Source organism: Kitasatospora sp. NPDC088346, from assembly GCF_044740765.1.
Taxonomy (GTDB): Bacteria; Actinomycetota; Actinomycetes; order Streptomycetales; family Streptomycetaceae; genus Kitasatospora.
This window is the reverse complement of the sequence record NZ_JBIURH010000052.1, coordinates 1-14,481: the sequence shown is the minus strand read 5'-3', so window position 1 is coordinate 14,481 and position 14,481 is coordinate 1. Positions and strand designations below refer to the sequence as shown.

The window sequence follows — 14,481 nt, the reverse complement described above, 5'->3', positions numbered from 1 at the left end:
ACCCCAAGACGGGCAAAACGACCACCCCGCAATCACGATCACGCATCGCCCGGAAATCCGACTTGACCCCCCGTTCGGCGAAGCCGTAGGTTCGCCCCGCTCAGCAGCCATGAAAATAGGAGCGGCACCGGTGGACTGGTACCTCGCAGTACTCAAGAACTACGTCGGATTCAGCGGCCGCGCGCGCCGCAAGGAATACTGGATGTTCGCCCTCGTGAACATCGCCGCCGTGATCGTGCTGGCGATCGTCGACGGTGTCGCGGGCACCTCCGGTCTGCTCGGCGGCATCTACGCGGTGGCCGTGCTGCTCCCCGCGCTCGCCGCGGGCGTCCGCCGCCTGCACGACACCGGCCGTTCCGGCTGGTGGCTGCTGATCTCGCTGATCCCCGTGGTCGGCCCGATCATCCTGCTGGTCTTCCTGGCCACCGAGGGCCAGCCGAACGACAACCAGTACGGCCCGAACCCGAAGTCGGCGGACGCTGTCCTCGCCTGACGCCTCCGGTGAATTGCCGGGCCCTGCCGATTCGGCCGGGCCCGGCTTTTTCGCACTTCCGGACCGACGATTCGTCAGTTGCCGGGTGAATTCTTCGGGAGCGGATCGTGGGACGTGTTGTCCCGCCGTTCATTTTCCCATCCCCCCACCCGCGAAGTCGTCCCGCGGCCGGTCCCGAAACGATAGTCGGGGAGTTCGATGCCCCCCGCCTTGGCGAACTGCGCGGCCAGCAGGTTCCGCATCGGCCAGCGGTTCATCGAACGCATCGACGCCGCCCGCAGCCTGATCGCCAGTGCGCTGGACGGCGCGAAGCCCGCGGCGCCGCCGGGCGGCAGCTGCTGGGCCTGCCGGACGTACGGCTGCAGGACCTCGTCGTACCGCCGCAGGGCGGCCCGGTGGTCGCCGGCGGCCGCGGCCAGCTCCCCGGCCAGCACGTAGGCGCCGACCAGCGCCAGGCTGGTGCCCAGCCCGGTGAGCGGGGTGGGGCAGTAGCCGGCGTCCCCGAGCAGCACCGCCCGGCCGCGCGACCACCCGTCCAGTCGGACCTGACCCATCGAGTCGAAGAAGAAGTCGGAGCTGGTGCGCATCTGCGCCAGCAGGCGGGGCACCTGCCAGCCGGCCCCGGCGAACCGGCGCTCCACCAGGTCCATCTGGGCGGCGACGTCCCGGCGGTGGTGGTCGACGGGCGGCCCGCGGAAGCTCAGCCCCGCCTTGACCTCGCCGGGTGCGCGGCCGGGCCGGGCCGAGGCGACCAGCCCGCCGGGCGCGTTGTACATCCGGAACCAGCCGTCGAGGTCCTCCCCGCCGGTCCCGGTGAACCAGGCGGTGTGGACGCCCAGCGGCCGGACGAACTCCGGCTCCGGCCCGAAGGCGAGGGCCCGGACCACGGAGTGCAGCCCGTCCGCGCCGACCACCAGAGCGAACCGGCGCGGGGCGGCCTTCTCGAACGCGACGGCCACCCCCTCGCCGTCCTGCTCCAGCGCGCGGATGCTGTCGTCGAAGCGGTACTCGACCTCGGCGGCGGTCGCCTCGTACAGAATGCGGGCGAGATCGCCGCGGAGGATCTCGATCTCGGAGACGATGCCCTCCCCGCCGAAGCTGTCCGCGGGCATCCGGGCGGTGATCCGGCCCGCGGCGTCCATCAGGGCCAGGCCGCGCTGGTCGACGCTCGCCGCCCGGGCCCGGTCCATCAGGCCCATCCGCTCGACCACCGTCCGGCCGGCGCCGCGCAGGTCCACGGTCTGCCCGCCGGGCCGCGGCGCCGGCGCCCGCTCGACCACGGTGACGGCGAAGCCTGCCCTGCGTAGCCAGTACGCCAGGGCCGGGCCGGCGATACCGGCGCCGGAGATCAGTATGTCGGTGTTCCCCATGACGTCGAATGTACGGCGTACGCAAGTGGTCGGCAAGCCATAACCAGCGCACTGAGCAGCCGACTTGCCGGTCGGTGCACTAGTGCGGCGGCCGTCCCGCGCGGCGCTCCGGCCGCTGCGCCGGGCGATCACCGCTGCCCGGCGGCTAGAGTGGCGACTCCGAGGTGCACTAGTGCGGTGGAGGTGTCCGGTGGACCAGCGGGGAGGCTCGCGCCGGGAACGGATCGTCGCCGAGCTGCGGCAGCGGATCGACACCGGCGCGCTCGCGCCGGGCGACCGGGTGCCGTCGACCCGGGAGATCACCCGTCACTGGGGGGTGGCGATGGCCACCGCCACCAGGGTCCTCGACGAGCTCCGCCGGCAGGGGCTGGTCCACGCGGTGCCGGGCGTCGGCACCGTCGTCACCACCCCGCCGCCCGGACGCGCCGAACCGGCCCGCCGCAGACCCGCACCCGACCACGCCCTCACCCCGGAGCGGATCGTCGCCGCGGCCGTGGCCGTCGCCGACACCGAGGGAATGGCCGCGGTCTCGATGCGCCGGGTCGCCGGCAAACTCGGCGTCGCCACCATGTCGTTGTACCGGCACGTGGCGGACAAGGACGAGCTGCTGACCCGGATGATGGACACGGTCTGCTCCACGTGGTCCTTCCCCGAGCAGCCGCCGCGAGGCTGGCGGACCCGGCTCGAACTCGCCGCCGGCCTCCTCTGGGACACCTTCCGCCGCCATCCCTGGCTCGCACCCGCGATGTCGCTGACCCGCCCTCAGCCGCTGCCCGGCGCGGTGCCCCTGACCGAGTGGGTGCTCGCCTCGTTCGACGGCCTCGGCCTGGACCTGCACACCTGTTTCACCACCCACCTGGTGCTGCTCAACTACGTCCGCGGCACCGCCGTCAACCTGGAGTCGGAGGCCGAGGCCGAGGCGCTCACCGGCCTCGACAACGAGCAGTGGCTGGACACCCAGGAACCCGCCCTCCGGGCCCTGCTGGCCACCGGCCGGTTCCCCGGCCTCGCCCGGATCACCACCACCGGGTACGACTTCGACCTCGACCGGCTCTTCGAGTTCGGCCTGCAGCGCATCCTCGACGGCATCGCCGTGCTCGTCGAGGCGCAGCGGCCCTGAGCGGGAAAAACCGTTGCGCGCGAGACGCCGGCTTGCCAGGGTACGGGCGTCACGCAACCAGCCGAGAGGAACCCATGCCGTCACCGTCCGGATTCAGCTACGACCAGCGCCCCGACGGGACCGTCGTGGTGTGGCACCACGGCAGGGTCGCGGCGAAGCTGCGCGGCCCGCGCGCCGTGGAGTTCGTCGAGGAGGCCGAGTCGGGTGACGCCCAGCTGGTGATGGCCCGCTGGACGGGGCACTACAAGCACGGCAACGAGCGGACCGCCAGGCAGCACCCGCGCAACCGCCGCTGAGGCCCGCCCGCGCCGGCGGCCGCCGTCACCGGGTCGGCCCGAGCAGCTCCGCCAGGTCGTACGAGACCGGCTCCGCCAGCTGCTCGTACGTACAGCCGCGCGGCTCGCGGTCGGGCCGCCAGTGGCGGAACTGGGTGGTGTGGCGGAAGCGGCTGCCCTCCATGTGGTCGTAGGCCACCTCGCAGACCCGCTCGGGGCGCAGCGGCACCCAGGAGAGGTCCTTCTTGCCGGTCCAGCGGCTCTGCCCGCCGGGCAGCCGGGAGGAGGCCTGGGCGCTCTCGTCCGTCCAGGCGGCCCAGGGGTGGCCGGCGAAGGTCTCCATCCGGAGCTCCTGGAGCTCCTCGGCGAGTTCCCGGCGGCGGGCCATCGGGAACGAGGCGCAGACGCCGACGTGCTGGAGGTTCCCCTCCTCGTCGTAGAGGCCGAGCAGCAGGGAGCCGACCACCGGTCCGCTCTTGTGCTCGCGGTAGCCGGCGAGCACGCAGTCGGCGGTGCGCTGGTGCTTGACCTTGAACATGGTCCGCTCCCCCGGCCGGTAGGGCTGGTCGAGGGGCTTGGCGACGACACCGTCCAGCCCGGCGCCCTCGAACCGGGTGAACCAGGTGCGGGCGAGCTCCAGATCGGTGGTGGCGGGCGCCAGGTGCACCGGCGGGGCGGCGCCGGCCAGCGCCTCGACCAGGGCGGTCCGGCGGTCGGCGAGCGGAAGGCCGTCCAGGGCGCGGTCGCCGAGGGCGAGCAGGTCGAAGGCGAGGAAGGACGCCGGGGTGCGCCCGGCCAGGGTGCGGACCCGGGAGGCGGCGGGGTGGATGCGTTCGAGGAGCTCCTCGAAGCGCAGCCGGCCGTCGCGGGCGATCACGATCTCGCCGTCCACCACGCAGCGTTCCGGCAGCTCGCTCAGGCAGGCCTCGACCACCTCGGGGAAGTACCGGGTGAGCGGCTTGCCGGTGCGGCTGCCGAGCTCGACCTCGCCGCCGTCGCGGAAGACGAGCGCCCGGAAGCCGTCCCACTTGGCCTCGTACTGCATGCCGGGCGGGATCTCGGCGACCGACTTGGCCAGCATCGGCGACACGGGCGGCATCAGGGGTAGCTGCATGCTCCGATGGTGGCCGCCGGGCCGGGCCTCCGCGCGGCGGCGCCGCCCGGTCGGCGTACCGGACGCCCGGCCCCGGCCCGGCCGTGCGCGGCCTGCGTCCCGGCGGCCCAGCGTCCCGAGGTGCGATCCGGCCGGGACGGCCTAGCGTGGGCTGCATGGCAGGAGCTGTGGAGCTGGAGGTGGGCGGCCGGGCGGTGCGGCTGTCCAACCCGGACAAGGTGTACTACCCGGAGCGGGGCTACACCAAGCTGGACGTCGCCACCTACTACCTGGCCGTCGCGCCCGGGGTGCTGCGCGGCCTGCGCGACCGGCCGACCACCCTGCAGCGGTTCCCGGACGGCGTCGAGGGCGAGTTCTTCTACCAGAAACGCGCCCCGAAGGGACTGCCGGAGTGGCTGCCGACGGCCCGGATCGCCTTCCCGAGCGGCCGGACGGCGGACGAGATCTGCCCGAACGAGCCCGCCGCCGTCCTGTGGGCGGCCAATCTGGGGTGCCTGACCTTCCACCCCTGGCCGGTGCGCCGCGACGACACCGAGCACCCGGACGAGCTGCGCATCGACCTGGACCCGCAGCCCGGCACCGACTTCCACGACGCCGTCGCCGCCGCCCAGGAGCTGCGCGGCCTGCTGGAGGAGTACGGGCTGCGCGGCTGGCCCAAGACCTCCGGCGGGCGCGGGCTGCACGTGTACGTGCCGCTGGAGCCGCGATGGACCTTCACCGACTGCCGGCACGCCGTGATCGCGCTCGGCCGGGCGCTGGAACAGCGGATGCCCGGCAAGGTCACCACGGCCTGGTGGAAGGAGGAGCGCGGCGAGCGGATCTTCGTGGACTACAACCAGATGGCCCGCGACCGCACCATCGCCTCGCCGTACTCGCTGCGCCCCCGCCCGGAGGCCACCGCCTCCACCCCGCTGCGGTGGGAGGAGCTGGGCGAGGTGAAGCCGACCGACTTCGACCTGCGGACGGTGCCCGAACGGTTCGCGGACCTCGGTGACCTGCACGCCGACATGGCGGAGCACGCCTTCACCCTGGACCGGGTGCTGGAGCTGTACCACGAGCAGGACCAGGGCGACATGCCGTACCCGCCGGACCATCCGAAGATGCCGGGCGAGCCGGCCCGGGTGCAGCCGAGCCGGGCCCGGAAGGGCAGCTGACCCGTCGAGAGCCGTCAAAGGGTCCGGGCGGCGACGCGGGGTCGCCGCCCGGACCCTTTGGGACCCTTTTCGGAGCCTTTCGACGGGTCAGCCCAGGCGGTGGCGCGGCCGGCCGCCGGCCCGGGCCGCCCCGAGGCCACGGCGGCCGCGGTGCCGCGAACGCCGTTCCGGGCTGGACGCGGTGACGACCGCGGCGAGGACCATCGGAGCCAGCAGCAGGACCATGACGAGATTCATCGGTACCTCTCTTCTGTGCGCATCCGTGATCCACGTCTGCCCCCGAACCCGGCACGTATACGCAACGTCCCCTGGTCGGCCGAGCCGGCGGCCCCGGCTCCCGGTGCGGGCCGCCCGCGCCCGGAGCTGACGGCTCTGCCACAATCGACGGTGGACGACCGACCACGGGGAGGACCGGTGCACAGTCCCGGGCAGCTCCACCGCCGCGCAGGCGGTGCGCCGTGACCGCGGAGCGCGAGGCGCGGTTGGTCCGCCGGTTCGGGCCGCAGGCGCTCGGGTGGTACCGGGAACTCCCCTCACTCGTGGCGGAGTTGGCGTCCCGCTGGGGTGTGCGGGTGCTGGACGCCCACGGCGGCGGGACGGCCGTGGTGTACCGGTGCGTGAGCGAGTCCGACGGCGCAGCGGTGTGGCTGAAGCTGACACCCGACCCGCTGATCGCCCGACAGGAGGCCGCCGCGCTGCGGGCCTGGGCCGCGGTGCCGTCGGTGGTGGGACTGCTGGCCGACGCTCCGGCCGTCGGGGCGCTGCTCCTGGCGGGCGTCGAGCCGGGCACCTCACTGCGCGGCGGCCCGTGGCGGCCCGCCGAGGTGGCGCGGCTGCTGACCGGACTCCGGACGCCCGTGGAGCTGCCCGCCGACCTGCCGCGGCTCGCCGAACGGGCCGAGCTGATCCTCGACCTGGCCCGCCGGCGGGACGTACCCGTCCCCGAGCACTGCCGCCGGGCGGCCCGGGAACTGGCCGCCGACGGGCCGGTGGGGCTGGTCCACGGTGACCTGCACACCGCCAACGTGCTGGTCGGCGGGGACGGGCCGGTCGCGATCGACCCGAGGCCCTGCCTCGGCGACCCGGACTTCGACCTGGTCGACTGGGCCCTGGACGGCGTCACCGACCCGGCCGGACTGACCGCCCGGATCGAGGAGTTGACCGTGCTGGTCCCCGGCGCGGACGGCGACCGGCTGCTGGCCTGGTGCCGTGCGCTGGCCCCGCTGCTGCTGGCCCCCGGCCGCGACGACCCGCTGGCCCGCCACCTCGGCGCGGGCTCGCGACCGGTGGGCGGTTGAGCCGGGCCGCGGCCGGATGCCCGGGCCGTGGGAAGCCGGCAGCCCGGCGGCACACGGGTGGCTGAGGTCCACCAACCATCCCGAGCTCCGGGCGTTCCCGGGACGTTGCGCCGCGGTGGGACGTCGAGGTGGGACGTCGAGGTGGGACGTCGAGGTGTGGGACTCCGCGGTGGCCGACGGCATCGCGGGGCTGCTCCATCGGGACGAGCTCGCCGCGGTCCGCCGGGAGCGTCGTCAACCGGTCTGGTCACGACGCCGGGTCCCGCCCGGGAGCCGTTGGCCGGCGGGAGCGCCCGGGCCGTCGGGTGCCGCCGAGGCGGCGGCACCCGACGGCCCGGGGCCGGGTCAGGCGAGGCTGTCGTCGATGAAGGCGAACAGTTCCTCGTCGGAGGCCGCGTCCAGGGTTTCGGCGTCCACCAGGTCGGTGGCCGTGCCCGCGCCGGCGACGGTGGGGGCCGAGGTGTCGGCCCAGTGGGCGGCGAGGGCCTGGAGGCGCATCTGGACCCGGGCCCGGGTGACGCCGTCCGGGGTGGTCACCGCCATCGCGGCCTCCAGCCGGTCGATGCCGGCGAGGACGGCGAGGCCCGGGTCGGCGCCGTCCGGGGCGAGTTCGCGGCGGATGTGGGCGGCCAGGGCGCCCGGGGTCGGCTGGTCGTAGACCACCGACGCGGGCAGGACCAGCCCGGTGACCTCGGACAGGCGGTTGCGCATGTTCACCGCCGTGAGTGAGTCCAGGCCGAGGTCGCGGAACGCCTGGGCCGGGTCGACCTCCTCCGGGCCCGGGTAGCCGAGCACGGCCGCCACCTCGGACCGGACCAGGGCGAGCACGGTGCTGTCGCGCTCCGCCTCCGGGAGCGCGGCCAGCCGCTGCGCCAGGGTGGGGGCGTCCGCCGGGCTCTCCGGCACCGCGTCCGCCGCCGACCGCTCGGCGGGTGCCGGGCGCTGCGGGGCCTGCTCCCGGAACCACGCGGCCAGCGCGGGCAGCGCCGCGGCGAGCGGCTGGTCGCCGTCCAGTTGGACCAGTTCGGCCAGCGCCCGGAGGTCCTCCTGCTGGACGGCCGCCCAGAAGGCGGCGTCCACGCCGGAGCCGGCCGGCTCCTCCACGGCGGCCTCGGGCCAGTACCGGCGGCGCTGGAACGGGTAGGTGGGGAGGTCCACCCGGCGCGCTCCGGTGCCCGCGAAGTACGCCGGCCAGTCGACGGCCGCCCCGCGGGTCTGGGCGGCCCCGAGGGCGGCGATCACGGCCTGCGGCTCGGGGCGCCCCGCGCGCAGCGTCGGGACGAACGCGGCCCCGGCGGCGCTGTCCTGGCCCATCGCGGACAGCACACCGTCCGGACCCAACTCGACGAAGGTACGGACGCCCTCAGCCGCCAGGGTCTGCACGGCGTCGGCGAAACGGACGGCCTCGCGGACGTGCCGCACCCAGTACTCCGGGTCGGTCAGCTCGTCCGACACCAGCGCACCGGTGAGCGTGGAGACGATCGGGATCCGGGGCACCGAGAGGGTCAACTCCTCCGCCACCGTGCGGAACTCGTCCAGCATGCCGTCCATCAGCGGCGAGTGGAACGCATGGCTGACCGCGAGCCGCTTGGTCTTGCGGCCCTGCGCCTCCCAGTCGGCGGCCAGCTCCAGCACCGACCGCTCCTCGCCCGAAACCACGACGGCGGAAGGTCCGTTGACCGCCGCGATCCCGACCCCGTCGGTCAGCAGCGGCAGCACCTCACCCTCGGCGGCCTGGATCGCGACCATCGCGCCACCGCGCGGCAGCGCCTGCATCAGCCGGCCCCGGGCCGCGACCAGCCGCGCCGCGTCCCCGAGGGACAGCACGCCGGCGACGTGGGCGGCGGCCAGCTCGCCGATGGAGTGGCCGGCGAGGAAGTCCGGCCGCAGGCCCCAGGATTCGAGCAGCCGGAACAGCGCCACCTCGACGGCGAACAGCGCCGGCTGGGTGTACGCGGTCTCGTCGACCAGCTCGGCGTCCGCCATCGCCTCGCGCAGCGGACGCTCCAGGTGCCGGTCCAGCTCCGTACGGACGGCGTCGAAGGCCGCCGCGAACGCCGGAAACGTCTCGGCCAACTCCGTTCCCATGGCGACGCGTTGGCTTCCCTGGCCGGTGAACAGGAAGGCCAGCCGGCCTTCGGTGACCGTGCCGCGCACGAGCTGCGCGGAGGAGGTCCCCTCGGCCAGGGCGTCCAGCGCGGCCGCCAGCTCGGCGTCGTCGGCGGCGACCACCACGGCCCGGTGGTCCAGTGCCGCCCGGGTGGTGGCGAGCGAGTGGGCGAGGTCCAGCGGCGCCGGGCGGTCCTGGGCCGCGAGCAGCTCGCGCAGTTGGACGGCCCGGGCGCGCAGTGCCGCCTCGTTCTTGCCGGAGAGCAGCCACGGGAGCGGGCCGGGGCCGGCCGTCGCGGCCGGGACGGGCGCGTCGGTGTCCTGCGGGCCGTCCTCGGCGGGGGCCTGTTCGAGGACGGCGTGCGCGTTGGTGCCGCTGATGCCGAACGAGGAGACGGCCGCGCGGCGCGGGCGGCCGGTCTTCGGCCACGGGCGGTTCTCGGTGAGCAGTTCGACCGCGCCGGCCGTCCAGTCGACGTGCGGCGAGGGCTCGTCCACGTGGAGGGTCCGCGGGAGGACGCCGTGCTGCATCGCCAACACCATCTTGATCACACCGGCGACACCGGCCGCCGCCTGGGTGTGGCCGATGTTCGACTTCACCGAGCCGAGGTAGGCCGGCCGGCCACCGGCGCGGTCGCGCCCGTACGCGGCGAGCAGGGCCTGCGCCTCGATCGGGTCGCCGAGGGTGGTCCCGGTGCCGTGGCCCTCGACGGCGTCGATCTGGTCGGGCGTCAGCCGGGCGGCGGCCAGTGCCTGCTGGATGACCCGGCGCTGCGCGGGGCCGTTGGGCGCGGTGAGACCGTTCGAGGCGCCGTCCTGGTTGACCGCGCTGCCGGGGACGAGCGCCAGCACGCGGTGCCCGTTGCGGCGCGCGTCGGACAGCCGCTCGACCAGCAGCATGCCGACACCCTCGGCCATGTTGGTGCCGTCCGCCGCACCGGCGAAGGACTTGCAGCGGCCGTCGGCGGCCAGCCCGCGCTGGCGGCTGAACTCGATCAGCGTGCCGGGGTTGGGCATCACGGTGATGCCGCCGGCCACCGCGAGGGTGCAGTCCCCGGTGCGCAGCGCCTGGGCGGCGAGGTGCAGGGCGACCAGCGAGGAGGAGCAGGCGGTGTCGACGGTGACCGCGGGCCCCTCCAGGCCGAAGGCGTACGAGAGCCGGCCGGACATCACGCTGGCGGTGTTGCCGGTGCCCAGGTGGCCCTCGAAGCTCTCCGCGGCCCGCACCAGGACCGGCACGTAGTCCTGGCCGTTGGTGCCGACGAACACGCCGGTCCGGCTGCCCGCCAGGGACAGCGGGTCGATGCCGGCCCGCTCGAAGACCTCCCAGGTGGTCTCCAGCAGCAGGCGCTGCTGCGGGTCCATGGCGGTCGCCTCGCGCGGCGAGATGCCGAACAGCGCGGCGTCGAAACGCCCCGCGTCGTGCAGGAAGCCGCCCTCGCGGGTGTAGGCGGTGCCCTCGGCGTCGGGGTCGTCGCTGTAGAGGGCGTCGGTGTCCCAGCCCCGGTCGCCGGGGAAGCCGGAGATCGCGTCGCCGCCGGTGGACACCAGCCGCCACAGGTCCTCGGGAGTGTCGACGCCGCCGGGGAAACGGCAGCTCATCCCGACGATCGCGACCGGCTCACGGGCCTGCTCGTCGAGGTCGCGCAGCCGGGTGTGGGCCTCGTCGAGCTCCTTCAGGACGCGCTTGAGGTATTCGCGGAGCTTGTCTTCATTCGCCATCGGGGAGTCGCCCATTCGGAGAGTCGGGGTGCGGGCCGGGGCCTGTCCGCCAGGCCCCTCGGGGGTCGGAGTGGTGCACGTGCGCTCAGCCCCGGCCGAACTTCTTGTCGATGTAGTCGAAGATCTCGTCGTCGGAGGCGTCGTCGATGACCGCCGCGGCCGTGCCGCCCGGGGTCCTGACCTCGTTCCAGGCGGCGAGCAGGCCCTGCAGCCGGCCGGCGATCCGGCCGTGCGCCGCTTCGTCGGGGACGAGGGCGGACACCTCGTCCAGCGCCAGCGAGGCGAGTGCGGCCTCCAGGCGGTCGAGCTCCTCCAGCAGCTGCGGGGCCCGGTCCGGGGCCTCGGGGACGAGCTCGGTGCGCAGCTGCTCGGCGAGCAGCGCGGGCGTCGGGTAGTCGAACACCAGGGTCGCGGAGAGCCGCAGCCCGGTGGCGGCCCCCAGGCGGTTGCGCAGCTCCACGGCGGTCAGCGAGTCGAAGCCCAGCTCGCGGAAGGCCTGGCCGGCCCCGACCAGGTCGGCCGAGGTGTAGCCGAGCACGGCCGTGACGTGGCTGCGCACCAGGTCCAGCAGCAGCCGGTTCTGCTCGGCCGGGGCCAGCCCGGCGAGCCGCTCGGCGATCGAACCGGACGCGTCCCCCGCGCCCGCCCCGGCGGCGCCCGGCCGGGCCGCCGTCCGGCGGACCGGGACCCGGACCAGGCCGTGGAAGAGCGTCGGCAGGGCGCCGGGGGTGACGGCCAGGGCGCGCAGGGCGCCCAGCTCCAGGCGGATCGGCACCAGGACCGGCTCGTCGGGCACCGTCAGCGCGGCGTCCAGCAGGGCCAGCCCCTGGTCGGCGGTCATCGGCAGGACACCACCGCGCGCCGACCTGGCGATGTCGACCTCGGTCAGCCGCCCGGCCATCCCGCGTTCCTCGGCCCACAGGCCCCAGGCCAGCGACACCGCGGGCAGTCCCAGCGCGCGGCGGTGCCGGGCCAGGGCGTCCTGGAAGACGTTGGCAGCACCGTAGTTGGCCAGGCCCGCGCCGCCGAAGGTGCCGGCGGCGGCCGAGAACAGGACGAAGGCGGCCAGGTCCAGGTCGGCGGTCAGCTCGTGCAGATGGACCGCCGCGTCCACCTTGGGACGCAGCACCCGGTCGATCCGCTCGGCGGTGAGCTGCCCGATCACTCCGTCGTCCAGGACGGCGGCGGTGTGCACGACGGCCGTGAGCGGGTGCCCGGCCGGGACGGCCTCCAGGAGGGCGGCCAGCGCCTCCCGGTCCGTCACGTCGCAGGCGACCAGCTCCGCATGGGCGCCCAGGCCGGTGAGGGTGCGCAAGAGCTCGTCCGCGCCGTCGGCGGCCGGGCCGCGGCGGCTGGTGAGCAGCAGCCGCCGCACGCCGTACTCGGTCACCAGGTGCCGGGCGACCAGCGCGCCGAGACCGCCGGTGGCGCCGGTGAGCAGCACCGTGCCGTCGGGGTCCAGCGCGCGCGGCGCCGGGGCGCCGTCGGCGGCCCGCGCGACCCGGGCCAACCGGGGCACCCGGACGGCGCCGGCGCGCAGCGCGTACTCGTCCTCGCCGGCGGCCAGGACGGCCGGCAGCAGACGGCGGGACTCATCGTGATCGTCGAGGTCGACGAGGACCAGACGGTCGGCGTGCTCGGCCTGCGCCGCCCGCACCAGGCCCCAGACGGGAGCCTGCGCGAGGTCCTGTGCCGGCTCGGCGGCGGCGGGGTGGGTGGGCGTGTGCGGGTCGGTCGCGGACACCGCGCCGCGGGTCAGCAGGACGAGCCTGGCGGCGCTCAGCCGGTCCTCGGCCAGCCAGCCCCGGACCAGGTCGAACGCCCGGTGGGTGGTGGCGTGGACGTCGCCGATCAGGCCGGTGCCGGTGCCCTCCGCGGAGCACGCCGCCAGAACGGTGCCCGGGACCGGATGCCCCGCCTCGACGGCGGCCAGCAGCTCCGCCAGATCGGTGTACGTGTCGACGGCCAGGCCGGAGTGCTCCAGCGCCGGGCCGACCTTGAAGTCGTCCGCGCCCAGGACGGCCCAGCCTCCCGCCGTCCCGGCACCCGCCGGATCATGGGCAGGGGCGGACACCGGGAAGGCCGTCCACTCCACCCGGTAGAGCGAGTCGTGGTGGACGCTCGGTCCGCCCGGCTCGGCCGAGACGGCCCGCAGGACGAGCGAGTCGACGGAGGCCACCGGCGCGCCGGTGCCGTCGGCGACGGTGAGCACCACCGCGTCCGGGCCCGCCGGGGCCATCCGCAGCCGCAGCGAGCCGGCGCCGGCGGCGTGCAGCGTGAAGCCGTTCCAGACGAACGGGCGGCGGCCGACGGGCTCGTCGGATGCCTCCGGTGCGTCCGGTGCGCCGGAGGCGTCGGAGACGCCGGACACCTCGGACCGGTCGGAGCTGTGGCGGGCGGCCAGGCCCAGGGCCTGGAGTCCCGCGTCGAGCAGCGCCGGGTGCAACCCGTAGGCGCCTGCCTCGGAACGCAGCTCGTCGGGCAGCACCACCTCGGCGAAGACCTCGTCCCCGCGCCTCCAGACCCGCTCCAACCCCTGGAAAGCCGGGCCGTACGTCAGGCCGGCCGACGCCAGCTGCTCGTAGTGACCAGCCGTCGACACCTCGACCGCGCCGGCCGGGGGCCAGACCTCGTCGAGCGGACGCGCCTCGGCCGCGGCGACGGCCAGCAGACCGCTCGCGTGCCGGGTCCACGGCCGCCCGTCGTCGCCGGCGTCCCCGGGGCGCCCGTACAGGGCCAGCGACCGTCGACCGTCGGAGGACGGCGCACCGACCACCAGCTGCACCTGGACGCCGCCGCCCTCGGACAGCACCAGCGGCACCTCAAGGGTCAACTCCTCGACCAGGGCACAGCCGACCTGGTCCCCCGCCCGCACGGCCAGCTCGGCGAAGGCCGTACCCGGCAGCAGCACCGTGTCGCCCACCGCGTGCTCGGCGAGCCAGGGCTGCGTACGGAACGACAGCAGACCGGTGAAGAGGAAGCCGCCCGAGTCGGGCAGTTCCAGCGCCGCGCCGAGCAACGGGTGCTCGGCGGGGGCGAGCCCCGCCGAGGCCACGTCCGCCACCCCGCCGACGGCCGGCTCGACCCAGTAGCGTTCGCGCTGGAAGGCGTAGGTCGGCAGCTCCACCGCACGACCGCCGCGGTCGGCCAGCAGCCCCGGCCAGTCGATCCGCAGACCGCGCACGTGCGCCTCCGCGAACGACGCGAACAGCCGCTCCACACCGCCCTCCTGGCGGCGCAGCGTCCCGAAGGCCGCCACCTCACGGCCGGCCGCCTCGGCGGCGTCCTGCACCGCCATCGCCAGCACCGGATGAGCACTGACCTCGACGAACGTACCGAAACCGTCCGCGAGGAGAGTGTCGACCGCCTCCGCGAACCGCACCGTGGTGCGGAGGTTGGTGTACCAGTACTCGGCGTCCATCCCCGAACCGTCGGTGAGCTCACCGGTCACGGTCGAGAACAACGGCACCCGAGCGGAACACGGCCTCACCTCCGCGAGAACCTCCAACAATTCGGCACGGATCGACTCCACCTGCGCGGAATGCGACGCGTAGTCCACCGGGATCCGGCGAGCACGAACACCGTCCGCCTCGCAGGCGGTCAACAGCTCGTCCAGCGCCACCGGTTCACCCGAGACGACCACCGACGACGGGCCGTTCACCGCCGCCACCGAGATCCGCTCCTCACCCCACACCGCGAGCCGCTCACGCACCCCGTCCACCGGCAGGGCGACCGACACCATCCCACCCAGCCCCGCCAGACCACCCGCGATCGCGCGACTGCGCAACGCCACCACCCGCGCACCGTCCTCCAACGACAGCGCACC

10 protein-coding genes are annotated in these 14,481 nt (G+C 75.0%); 5 read left to right on the top strand and 5 right to left on the bottom strand.

What is annotated here, in order from left to right; genetic code table 11:
• Positions 1–130: 130 nt before the first annotated feature.
• Positions 131–493, top strand: a complete 363-nt coding sequence (locus ACIOFR_RS35870) for a DUF805 domain-containing protein (RefSeq protein WP_401004004.1) — start codon at positions 131–133, stop codon at positions 491–493.
• A gap of 74 nt (positions 494–567) precedes the next feature.
• Here ACIOFR_RS35870 and ACIOFR_RS35865 read toward each other — a convergent pair whose 3' ends face one another.
• Entirely contained in the window at positions 568–1,863 is a 1,296-nt protein-coding gene (locus ACIOFR_RS35865; protein ID WP_401004002.1) for an FAD-dependent monooxygenase, read from the bottom strand.
• Positions 1,864–2,053: 190 nt separating this feature from the next.
• Here ACIOFR_RS35865 and ACIOFR_RS35860 point away from each other — a divergent pair, with 190 nt between their 5' ends.
• Positions 2,054–2,983 carry a TetR/AcrR family transcriptional regulator C-terminal domain-containing protein gene (locus ACIOFR_RS35860; protein WP_401004000.1) on the top strand — a complete coding sequence of 310 codons (930 nt, stop codon included), beginning with the start codon at positions 2,054–2,056 and terminating at the stop codon, positions 2,981–2,983.
• 74 nt (positions 2,984–3,057) lie between these two features.
• Positions 3,058–3,279 (top strand): hypothetical protein, encoded by a 222-nt coding sequence (locus ACIOFR_RS35855; protein ID WP_401003998.1) that lies wholly within the window; start codon positions 3,058–3,060, stop codon positions 3,277–3,279.
• A gap of 25 nt (positions 3,280–3,304) precedes the next feature.
• Here the strand turns inward: ACIOFR_RS35855 and ACIOFR_RS35850 are convergent, their stop codons facing one another.
• Positions 3,305–4,372 carry an ATP-dependent DNA ligase gene (locus tag ACIOFR_RS35850; protein ID WP_401003996.1) on the bottom strand — a complete coding sequence of 356 codons (1,068 nt, stop codon included), beginning with the start codon at positions 4,370–4,372 and terminating at the stop codon, positions 3,305–3,307.
• Between the two features lie 155 nt (positions 4,373–4,527).
• Between ACIOFR_RS35850 and ligD the strand changes: the two genes are divergently transcribed.
• On the top strand, positions 4,528–5,526 hold the full coding sequence (gene ligD, locus ACIOFR_RS35845) for a non-homologous end-joining DNA ligase (protein ID WP_401003994.1): 999 nt from the start codon (positions 4,528–4,530) through the stop codon (positions 5,524–5,526).
• Between the two features lie 87 nt (positions 5,527–5,613).
• Here the strand turns inward: ligD and ACIOFR_RS35840 are convergent, their stop codons facing one another.
• Positions 5,614–5,763 (bottom strand): hypothetical protein, encoded by a 150-nt coding sequence (locus ACIOFR_RS35840; RefSeq protein ID WP_401003992.1) that lies wholly within the window; start codon positions 5,761–5,763, stop codon positions 5,614–5,616.
• A gap of 221 nt (positions 5,764–5,984) precedes the next feature.
• On the opposite strand from ACIOFR_RS35840, the gene ACIOFR_RS35835 reads away from it, so the two are divergent.
• Positions 5,985–6,824, top strand: a complete 840-nt coding sequence (locus tag ACIOFR_RS35835; RefSeq protein WP_401003990.1) for an aminoglycoside phosphotransferase family protein — start codon at positions 5,985–5,987, stop codon at positions 6,822–6,824.
• 345 nt (positions 6,825–7,169) lie between these two features.
• Here the strand turns inward: ACIOFR_RS35835 and ACIOFR_RS35830 are convergent, their stop codons facing one another.
• Together ACIOFR_RS35830 and ACIOFR_RS35825 are read right to left on the bottom strand one after the other, a co-directional pair.
• The gene (locus ACIOFR_RS35830; protein WP_401003988.1) at positions 7,170–10,655 is read right to left on the bottom strand and encodes a type I polyketide synthase; all 3,486 of its coding nucleotides are present in this window, start codon (positions 10,653–10,655) and stop codon (positions 7,170–7,172) included.
• Positions 10,656–10,740: 85 nt separating this feature from the next.
• A partial coding sequence (locus tag ACIOFR_RS35825; protein WP_401003986.1) for an SDR family NAD(P)-dependent oxidoreductase occupies positions 10,741–14,481 on the bottom strand: 3,741 nt, incomplete at its 5' end.

Excerpts from the sequence above, each read along its gene's own strand:
- ACIOFR_RS35850 (WP_401003996.1), bottom strand. The coding sequence starts at position 4,372 with ATGCAGCTACCCCTGATGCCGCCCGTGTCGCCGATGCTGGCCAAGTCG.
- ACIOFR_RS35840 (WP_401003992.1), bottom strand. The coding sequence starts at position 5,763 with ATGAATCTCGTCATGGTCCTGCTGCTGGCTCCGATGGTCCTCGCCGCG.
- ACIOFR_RS35855 (WP_401003998.1), top strand. The coding sequence starts at position 3,058 with ATGCCGTCACCGTCCGGATTCAGCTACGACCAGCGCCCCGACGGGACC.
- ACIOFR_RS35830 (WP_401003988.1), bottom strand. The coding sequence starts at position 10,655 with ATGGCGAATGAAGACAAGCTCCGCGAATACCTCAAGCGCGTCCTGAAG.
- ligD (WP_401003994.1), top strand. The coding sequence starts at position 4,528 with ATGGCAGGAGCTGTGGAGCTGGAGGTGGGCGGCCGGGCGGTGCGGCTG.
- ACIOFR_RS35865 (WP_401004002.1), bottom strand. The coding sequence starts at position 1,863 with ATGGGGAACACCGACATACTGATCTCCGGCGCCGGTATCGCCGGCCCG.